Consider the following 8952-nt stretch of genomic DNA (forward strand, 5'->3'; position numbering starts at 1 on the left):
AATAGCAGTGAAAATCAAACATGTTGCTGAAGTGCTGCAAGAGAGTCTTTAACCAGCTCAGTCAAATGTTCAGCGCTGTCACTGTATTGCGATAATGGATTACTACTCATCTCAATGTTCTTACACACATCAAACAAGGCTAACAGTCCTAAGCTCCCTGCTGACCCTTTAAGTTTATGAGCAAGTGATTTAATGGCTCGGCTATCATTCGAATCGCTTGCATCCACGAGTTCGTTTAAAGTCTCGCGGCTACTCTGTTCAAAAAGCCCGACAATCGTCTGCATTTTCTCTTTTCCTAGAATAGCAAGATCGCCTTCTATCACCTTAACGTCAATGATCAACACATCGGCTTCCTCTTTTTCTTGGACTATTTGGGGTCTATCAATAGGTTGATGCACTGAATCAATTTCGCCATTTTGAGCACTGCAAATACGATCATTAGGATCAGGCTGTGGCAGCAGTAGCTCATGCTCAGCTAACTGGCTGTTCACCAATTTAGCCAATGCTTCTTTTTCCAATGGCTTAGGTAAGAATCCATCGAATCCGGATGCTAGATACTCTTCAACTTCTTCGTTAAATACATGCGCCGACACTGCGATCATTGGAGGTTCTGAACGTTGAATCTCAGCACTACTATTAAGCACTCGTAAATCATCTTTCAGGTACTGAATCAGTTCGATGCCATCGCAATCGGGTAAGTTGATATCAACTAAGGCGATATCAAAATCTTGCTCTTTAAAGATAGCTCTCGCTTCTTGCCCGGTTGTTGCGATCACCACCTCGTGTCCCAAGTTGTGCAAAAAGCCTTCAGCTACGATGCAGTTTACTGGGTTGTCTTCTATCAGAAGAACCTTTGCTCGAATACAAGCTTCAATGACCGGCACTTTCGTTTCTATTTTCTCACCGGCTTCAAGTGGTAAAGAGAACCAGAACTGACTGCCCTCACCTTCTTCAGAATGAACGCCAATATCCCCATTCATTGCCAGCATGATGCTTTTGCTGATCGCTAATCCAAGCCCTGTGCCGCCAGTTTTGTTGCGACCGCTATCGGTTTGAGTAAAGGCATCAAACAAACAAGCTTGCTCGCTTGCGTCAATTCCGACACCGGTATCTGACACTTCAAACATCACTCGATTTTCATCTTCGATATCTAAGCTAATAAAGATATCGACCGAGCCACTTTCAGTAAACTTAATCGCATTACCGACCAAATTATTCAAGATTTGGCTGATTCGTGTGACGTCACCACGCCAGTAACGTTGCACGTCGCTTTCGATGTGGTAGTCAAAATTTAATTTCTTCTCAGCAGCACGTCCTTCCATTAACTGGTAAGTATCTTGAACCATCTGATGAAGGTCAAAAGAAGCGATGCGTATTTCTAAATGCCCCGCCTCAATCTTGGAGTAATCCAGTACGTCATTCAGAATCGCGAGTAGATTCTTACCACTGCGGTTAATGATGTCGGCATAACCGGATTGCAGCGGGTCTAACCCTGTATCTTTGAGCAATCTTGCGGTACCTAACACACCATTCATAGGCGTTCGAATTTCATGACTCATTGTCGCTAGGAAAGCAGATTTTGCTCGACTTGCTTGTTCTGCCGCGTTGCGAGCCTTAGCGTGATTTTCCACCTCGACGTTCAACTTCTCATTGGTCTTTTGCAGCTGATAAGTTCGGTCAGTAACCAACTCTTCTAAGTGTTCTTTGTGCTCCTCGAGCTCACGCTTCGCCTTTGCTTCGCCCACCGCCACTACTTGCAGTGCCTGAGCGGTATTTCTGGCGGTAATGATCGCCTCGCCCATATGAGCCAGTTCATCATTGCCCTTAACTGAAATATCGATATTCAAACGGCCTTGCGCGATAGACATTAAGGCAGAGGAATATTCAGTAAGGCGCTTAACTACTGAGATATACACCACTCGCCACACGATAAATGCGACGATAACCAAGCCAATAACTGAAATCACAGACAGCGACCATTGCGCCAAATTCAATGTACTCGTTAGCTCATCAACTGCTTTCTTGGTGCTTAGGTTTGAGTCATCCACCAACTGGTTAACCGTAGTGTTCAATTGAGAGAACAACTCCAACGTATTCTGCATCAGAAACTCTGACTTCTTGGTGTTCTCATATTGTTCTAACGAAATATCGAACACGACTTGGCGCTTTCTTAGCTCTTCTAGAAGCTGAGACATCTGCGCTGAACGCGTAGGATCTTCTACTGCTTTCACGCGACGTGCCATGATTCTTAAATTGGATTCAAACTCAGATTGGATTTGATGAATACGTTCTACGTTAGTAACGGTTTGTGTTTCTTCAATTTGATTAAGCATTTTGAACGCCAACAAATGCAACTCGTGCAGACGTTCAGACAAATCAAGGTCAACCTCAACCAGCGCATCTAGGGCTTGGTACGCTTTATCCGTTTCTTTGGTTTCTAGCAGATCGTAAATGTGCGTTACGTTAGCAACCGCAATGGTGGCCGTGTTCAAAACCTGGGTTCGTGTTAGCTGTTCTAGCTCTTCGGCGAGCAAACGCATCTCTTCGACACGAGACGACAACTCTTTGCTTAACCAAAGCTTACGCTCAACCGACACACCCAGCTCAGCCAGTGTATTAATAACGCTTTGGACATTATTTTCGAGTTTATCGAGGAGCTGCGAATCAAAACTGTCGACACCAAGGTCTTTGATATGCTGAAGAAGCGACTCAAGTTGATCGAACAGTACAGTGCCAGCCTCTTTTCTTTCGGCCTCATTTCTGGCGCTAGAAAGCGTTTGTACAGATGAAATAATCCGGTTACTCAACTCAGAAACCTGACGAGCTTCGATCATGGCAGGAAGTGCTGAATCAACGACGTTTCTTTCCGTTTTTGCTACAAAGCTAAAACCAGAAACACCGATCAATGCAGACAATAGAACCAACAGTGCCATCACTAAGAATGAGGCCAGCAGCTTGCGTCCAATACTCGCTGAAGCTAACAACATAAACTCTAAACCTTAAAACGTTCTTCTTTACCCATGCAGAATACGCTATATTTTGCAGTGTTTCTTATCTAAAACCAATAAAACGGCAATTCATGCTATCTAGACCTTTTGCTTCAAAAATTCTTCTCTCATTATTGGCCTCAGTGACCACTCTCGCCAGTGCTAGCGAGCCTTTGAGCCCAATAAAACCAGCCGAAGCCACATCGCATAAAGAGAAAATTTGTGCCATTTATCCGCACCTAAAGGATTCTTACTGGTTGTCTGTTAACTACGGAATGGTTTCAGAAGCCGAAAAGCAGCAAGTTGAACTTAGAGTATTAGAAGCTGGCGGGTACCCTAACGTTGCCAAGCAAGCCTCGCAACTGGTGCTTTGCACACAATGGGGCGCCGATGCCATTATTTTAGGCACAGTTTCACCCGATGCGTACCATGACAACCTAAGCGATTGGGTTGGCTCAACACCTGTGTTTGCAACCGTGAATGAGTTGACCGTCAATGAAGAACAGCAAAAGGTATTAAAAGGCACGGTTGGTGTCGACTGGTATCAAATGGGGTATCAAGTCGGAGAGTTTTTGTCGAAACGACACCCGAAAGGATCAGGTGAAACACCAATAGCTCTGTTACTAGGCCCACAAGCGAGTGGCGGAACTAAGCCTGTGGCACTTGGCTTTTATGATGCGATCAAATCAAGCGATATCAAAATCGCCATCAGCTATTGGGCAGACAACGATAAAGAACTGCAAAGAAACCTAGTCCAACAGGTGATCGAGCAACCGGATATTCAATATATCGTTGGAAGCGCCGTTGCGATTGAAGCGGCAATCAGTGAGCTACGAGCAGCAGACAAAACCCAAGAGATTGGGCTAATTTCGAGTTACCTCAGTCACGGCACTTATCGCGGCTTACTTCGTAACAAGGTACTTTTTGCACCTACAGACAAAATGGTAGAGCAAGGTCGACTGTCGGTAAAACAAGCCACGAGTTACTTACGCGGCCAACCTTATGAGAAACACAGCGCACCAATTATCGAAGCGCTAACCCCTGCAACACTCAAAGATCAAATTATCGCCGACTCATTGTCACCTTCTGAGTTTCGTCCGGTATTCAGTGTGAATCCTTAGTGTTATATTGGCTTAAGAACTCAAAACAATAAAAACGAAACAACAATTTAGGGAACATCCATGCAAAAAACGACGCGCACTATGCCAACACACAAGCATATCGCTTTGGTCGCTCATGACCACTTCAAACCTGAGCTACTAAGATGGGTTAAAGAGAACAAAGAAAAACTGCAAAAGCACTTCCTTTACGCAACGGGCACGACAGGTTCTCTACTAAGTAAAGAAACAGGCTTAGCAATCAAAAGCATGATCAGTGGCCCTATGGGCGGTGACCAACAACTTGGTGCACTTATCTCTGAAGGCAAAATCGATATGCTGATTTTCTTCTGGGATCCACTTAATGCCGTACCGCATGACCCAGATGTAAAAGCACTGCTTCGTATCGCAAGTGTTTGGAACATTCCTGTAGCAACCAACCGCGCTACTGCTAACTTCCTATTCAACTCTTCGATGCTTGAAGAAGAAGTGATCATCGAGATTCCAGATTACGAAGCGTACCTTGCTGAACGCACCTAACGCTTATGTAGACAGATGAATACATACTAATAAGCCTGCTTAATCGCAGGCTTTTTGTTCGTCTGAATATAGGAGTATGGGCTATTTGTCACTCCACACTGCCATTTCATTACCACTTGGCTCTCTAAAATGGAAACGTCGACCACCGGGAAAACTAAATATCTCGCGGTTTATCTGACCGCCCGCTTCAATCACATCGCGCTCGGTTTGCTCAAGATCTTGGCTATAGAAAACCATCAACGCAGCGCCGTGATCAGCATTCGATGCGAGATCTGCCAAATAAAACCCACCCATTAAGCCTTTACCTTCAAAAGCTGAGTATTCCGAGCCATAGTCTTCAAAGCTCCAACCAAACACTTGGCTGAAAAACGCCTTAGTGGCGGCGATGTCTTTCGCTGCAAATTCAATGTAGTTAATAGAGCCATGTTCCATAGCGGATTCCTTCTGCTTTATGCCTTTACCTTATGATATTAGGCCGGAATTGAAGATCTAATCTTAGACAATCACGTCAAGCAATATCACTTTTTGCGAACGACAGGGTAATCAGATCCATGCAGCTCTTGCACAAAACCTGAACCGTCGCCACTGTGTGTGATCCATACTTTCTCTTTTGCCCGCGTCATCGCGACATAGAATAGGCGACGCTCTTCCGCATAAGGGAACGCGTCTGATGATTCAGTCAATGCGCCATCAATATGCAGCTGTTTCTTCTTCGTCGGGAACTGTCCTTCGTCCACACAAAGAATAATGACGAAGTCTGCTTCTTTACCCTTGCTTCCGTGGCAAGTCATGAAGTTGATATCAATGGAGGTATAGATCTTTTTCCAATCGTCTAGCAATTCTGGTTTGTGGTAATGATTGCGTCCAAGCAGCAGCACTGACTTGTTGGTTTTACCTTTAGATTGGCGATTCAATTGGTCGAGGATCTTCTCCACTTCTTTGCTTGGCGCACTGTACACCGCCTTCTGCTTCTGTTGCTTGAAACTGTTCAGCTCTTTCGGAATCTGAATTGGGTTTTCTTGTACAAAGCGATTAGCCACCGCACCTAACTGATTGTTAAAGCGGTAAGTGGTATCTAGGTGATGAATGGTCGAGCTTTCAAAGCGTTCCTTAAAGCCCGTGGTTAAATCCACATCCGCACCCGCAAACTGGTAAATCGACTGCCAGTCATCGCCTACCGCAAAAATAGAGGCTTTGTGCTCGGCTTTCGATTGATTACAAAGCGCCTCAACCAAGGCAAGGCGGTCTGGAGAGATGTCTTGATATTCATCGATCATGATGAACTTCCAAGGCGAGATAAACTTGCCCTTCTCGACATACTGAGTCGCTCGACTGATCATGATTGAGAAGTCGATATGATTCTGTTCTTTCAGTTCCTTTTGCCACGCTGTCACACATGGCCAACACAATGAAAGCTCACTATTGAGGCGAGTATAGTCTCGGTGATCAATCAGCTGTTGTTGTACTTCTTTCTTGGTTAAGCCAGAAGCGTTCAACTGTTCAAGCTGCTTTTCAAGCCAACCAATCAGCTTAAGGTTTGAAACATGGCTACCTAGCTCATCATCACCCGTTAAATAGGCGATTGGCCATTTAGATAAGTGCTTTTGCCAACGTTTGAAGTTAGTCGGCGTCATCCAGTGTTTCTTCAACCAATCAATGCACCATGCTTGGCGTTGGTTGTCATCGAGTGCTAACGGAGAAATAACCACGCGTTCGGGTTCAACTTGATTGAGGATCTTTAAGCCCAACTGGTGGAATGTGCTGACTTGTACCTTCTCGGCTGATAAACCAATTTTACTGTCGAGGCGTTGCTTCATCTCTTCTGCCGCTTCACGACCAAATGCGAGCAATAACAACTCTTCAGCTTGAGCTTGATGGCTTTGCAGTAAATACGCGACACGAGCCGTTAGCACGCTGGTTTTACCCGAGCCAGCACCCGCTAAAATAAGGTTGTGATCATCATTCATCAACACCGCATATTGTTGCGACAAATTCAGTGGCGACGACTCACATTGCGCAAACAACACTTCCCAATTTTTTCGTTCTGTCTCTAGCCACTGCTGGTTTCTTTCGGCTTGCTTGATTTCCGTTTCAGATAACCATGGTTGCATCCTCGCGATGCGTTTTGGCATGCGTTGCGCGGCCTCTTCAAGCGTCATCGTCATACTCTCTAGGCCTGAGTTGACCATATCTACCCAAGTGTTGACTTTAGAGTGTGGTAAGAAGGCAGGGAGTTGCTCAAGACGTGTTAATTCAGCTTCCCATTGAGGTACGTGTTCTGCCAATTGTTCACATTGGGTGTCGTGCCACTTCTGATAAGCAGCAACGGAGGCGCGTGCGAATTGACGGCATTGATCCCAAGGTAAACCTTGTACTAACCAACTGCGCTGTTTTCCGTCTTGTTGATTAGCAAAAAACTGTAGCGATCCCCAAAACAACCCGCGTTTGATCGCGATCTTGCCACTCCAAATAGTAAACGGGATACGCTCTTCACTGCCCACTGAAGATAACAGCAAGCGTGGACCATCAAGTTCAACTTGATGATATTCGTTTTGAATAAAAAATTGTGCAGTCTTGTTAGCGCTTAGCTGCATTGGAGTGTGCTCTTAATTGGGAATATTGAATTTATATCATGATGCAATGAGAATTAATAATATCTCATATCTTATCGACGCAATCATGACCACCTACGGGCAATTATGGATAAGTATCAAATTCTTGTGCTTGATTTCTGTTAGGATTATGGTTTTTAGTGTGTCAAGCGAGCGACTGTGGACTTTTCAGCCAAATTACGCCTCTATTGGGCGAATAAAACCATAAATTACAGCGTATTAATTCTCATCACTCTACTCGGTGTGGTGGTGCCTGCTTGGTATTATGGACAAAACACACTGATCACGCCTTTAATCTTAGGGGTTATCGCGGCAGCCCTTGCAGAAAGCGATGACAGCTTTACCGGGCGCTTGAAAGCACTCACTCTGACGTTTATCTGTTTCGCCGTCGCGGCGTTCTCTATTGAGATTCTCTTCAATACACCTTGGTTGTTCGCAATAGGACTTTTTGTTTCAACCTTCTCTTTTATCATTCTCGGGGCTATTGGCCCTAAATACGCCAGTATCGCGTTTGGTTCTCTGTTGGTTGCCATCTATACCATGCTCGGTGCGCACGAGAGCACCAACCTGTGGTTTCAACCGCTTCTCCTGTTAACGGGTGCCGCTTGGTACTATTTTATGTCGATGATTTGGCAGATAGTGTGGCCAATGCAACCTGTGCAGCAAAACCTAGCGACAGTATTCGATCAAATCGGTAATTACATCGACTCAAAAGCAGAACTCTTCTACCCCGTTTCAGATTTAATTCCCCAACCACACCGAATCATTGAAGCTAAGCTCAACGCAAGTACCGTTAACGCCCTCAACATGTGTAAAGCGACGCTACTCAACCGTTCTAAGCGTGGGCACATTGATGGGCCGAGTGACCGATTTCTTAACACTTACTTCATCGCACAAGATATTCACGAACGCGTAAGCTCAAGCCATTATCGTTATCAAGAACTGGCAAAACACTTCGAACGCTCTGACGTGTTATTTCGATTTAAGTATCTACTCGAAGCTCAAGCCACAGCATGTAAAGAAGTAGCGAGCTCATTGAAAGTCGGTGCTGAATACCAACATGGTGACAAGTCTGTACTGGCTCTTGATGAACTGATGTCTTCGCTCAATCACCTGCACCAACAGAACAATCCAAAATGGAAATCACTGTTGAACCAGTTAGATTACTTATTCAATAACCTAGCAACCGTTGAAAAACAGCTCTCGAACATCAGTAACCCAGACGCAGAGAAGATTGAAGAGGGCGTATTAGACGATACCAATCCTCATACGCTTACGGCAATGTGGCACAAAATCAAAGCTAACCTGAACACCGATTCGATGCTATTCCGCCACGCTATTCGTATGGCGATTACTTTGACGCTGGGCTACGGAATAATCCAAGGTTTTGATATTGAAAGAGGTTATTGGATTCTACTGACGACATTATTTGTGTGTCAGCCAAACTACAGTGCAACGCGTCAAAAGCTGACCGCGCGTGTCATTGGTACGGTCGCAGGCTTATTGATCGGAGTTCCGTTACTGACCTTCTTCCCGTCTCAAGAGAGCCAGTTGGTGTTCATTGTGATCAGTGGCGTGATGTTCTTTGCGTTTCGAATCAATAACTACGGATTCGCGACTGCCTTTATCACACTGCTTGTGCTCTTCTGCTTCAACCAGTTAGGAGAAGGTTACGCGGTGGTGTTGCCAAGATTAGCTGTAGTGGTCAAGTAAAAC

At 45.0% G+C, this 8952-nt stretch carries 6 protein-coding genes and 1 pseudogene; 3 read left to right on the top strand and 4 right to left on the bottom strand.

The genetic code is table 11. The annotated features are described in order from the left end of the window. Positions 1-14: 14 nt before the first annotated feature. Positions 15-2987, bottom strand: a complete 2973-nt coding sequence (gene torS, locus BCT34_RS23425) for a TMAO reductase system sensor histidine kinase/response regulator TorS (RefSeq protein WP_076654701.1) — start codon at positions 2985-2987, stop codon at positions 15-17. Positions 2988-3051: 64 nt separating this feature from the next. Beyond that, positions 3052-3216, bottom strand: a complete 165-nt coding sequence (locus BCT34_RS24715; protein ID WP_241902769.1) for a hypothetical protein — start codon at positions 3214-3216, stop codon at positions 3052-3054. Here BCT34_RS24715 and torT point away from each other — a divergent pair. Both torT and BCT34_RS23435 read left to right on the top strand, forming a co-directional pair. Further along, a complete protein-coding gene (gene torT / locus BCT34_RS23430) occupies positions 3161-4108 on the top strand; it encodes a TMAO reductase system periplasmic protein TorT (RefSeq protein WP_241902768.1) in 948 nt (315 codons plus the stop codon). The genes BCT34_RS24715 and torT overlap by 56 nt on opposite strands. A gap of 60 nt (positions 4109-4168) precedes the next feature. Then, complete coding sequence (locus tag BCT34_RS23435) at positions 4169-4624, top strand: methylglyoxal synthase (RefSeq protein WP_076654699.1); 456 nt, start codon at positions 4169-4171, stop codon at positions 4622-4624. 81 nt (positions 4625-4705) lie between these two features. Here BCT34_RS23435 and BCT34_RS23440 read toward each other — a convergent pair whose 3' ends face one another. Both BCT34_RS23440 and helD read right to left on the bottom strand, forming a co-directional pair. Then, positions 4706-5056 (bottom strand): VOC family protein, encoded by a 351-nt coding sequence (locus tag BCT34_RS23440; RefSeq protein ID WP_076654698.1) that lies wholly within the window; start codon positions 5054-5056, stop codon positions 4706-4708. Positions 5057-5142: 86 nt separating this feature from the next. Further along, positions 5143-7218 carry a DNA helicase IV gene (gene helD, locus BCT34_RS23445; RefSeq protein ID WP_076654697.1) on the bottom strand — a complete coding sequence of 692 codons (2076 nt, stop codon included), beginning with the start codon at positions 7216-7218 and terminating at the stop codon, positions 5143-5145. A 177-nt stretch (positions 7219-7395) separates the two neighbouring features. Here helD and yccS point away from each other — a divergent pair. Beyond that, positions 7396-8934 (top strand): annotated as a pseudogene (gene yccS, locus BCT34_RS23450) (YccS family putative transporter); the annotation flags it as partial. Between the last annotated feature and the right edge of the window lie 18 nt (positions 8935-8952).

The sequence above is a fragment of the Vibrio sp. 10N.261.45.E2 genome (assembly GCF_002875705.1).
Lineage (GTDB): Bacteria > Pseudomonadota > Gammaproteobacteria > Enterobacterales > Vibrionaceae > Vibrio.

What these genes read in the sequence shown, in the direction of transcription:
- torS (WP_076654701.1), bottom strand. Translation starts at nt 2,987, where the DNA reads ATGTTGTTAGCTTCAGCGAGTATTGGACGCAAGCTGCTGGCCTCATTC.
- BCT34_RS24715 (WP_241902769.1), bottom strand. Translation starts at nt 3,216, where the DNA reads ATGGCACAAATTTTCTCTTTATGCGATGTGGCTTCGGCTGGTTTTATT.
- BCT34_RS23435 (WP_076654699.1), top strand. Translation starts at nt 4,169, where the DNA reads ATGCAAAAAACGACGCGCACTATGCCAACACACAAGCATATCGCTTTG.
- BCT34_RS23440 (WP_076654698.1), bottom strand. Translation starts at nt 5,056, where the DNA reads ATGGAACATGGCTCTATTAACTACATTGAATTTGCAGCGAAAGACATC.
- helD (WP_076654697.1), bottom strand. Translation starts at nt 7,218, where the DNA reads ATGCAGCTAAGCGCTAACAAGACTGCACAATTTTTTATTCAAAACGAA.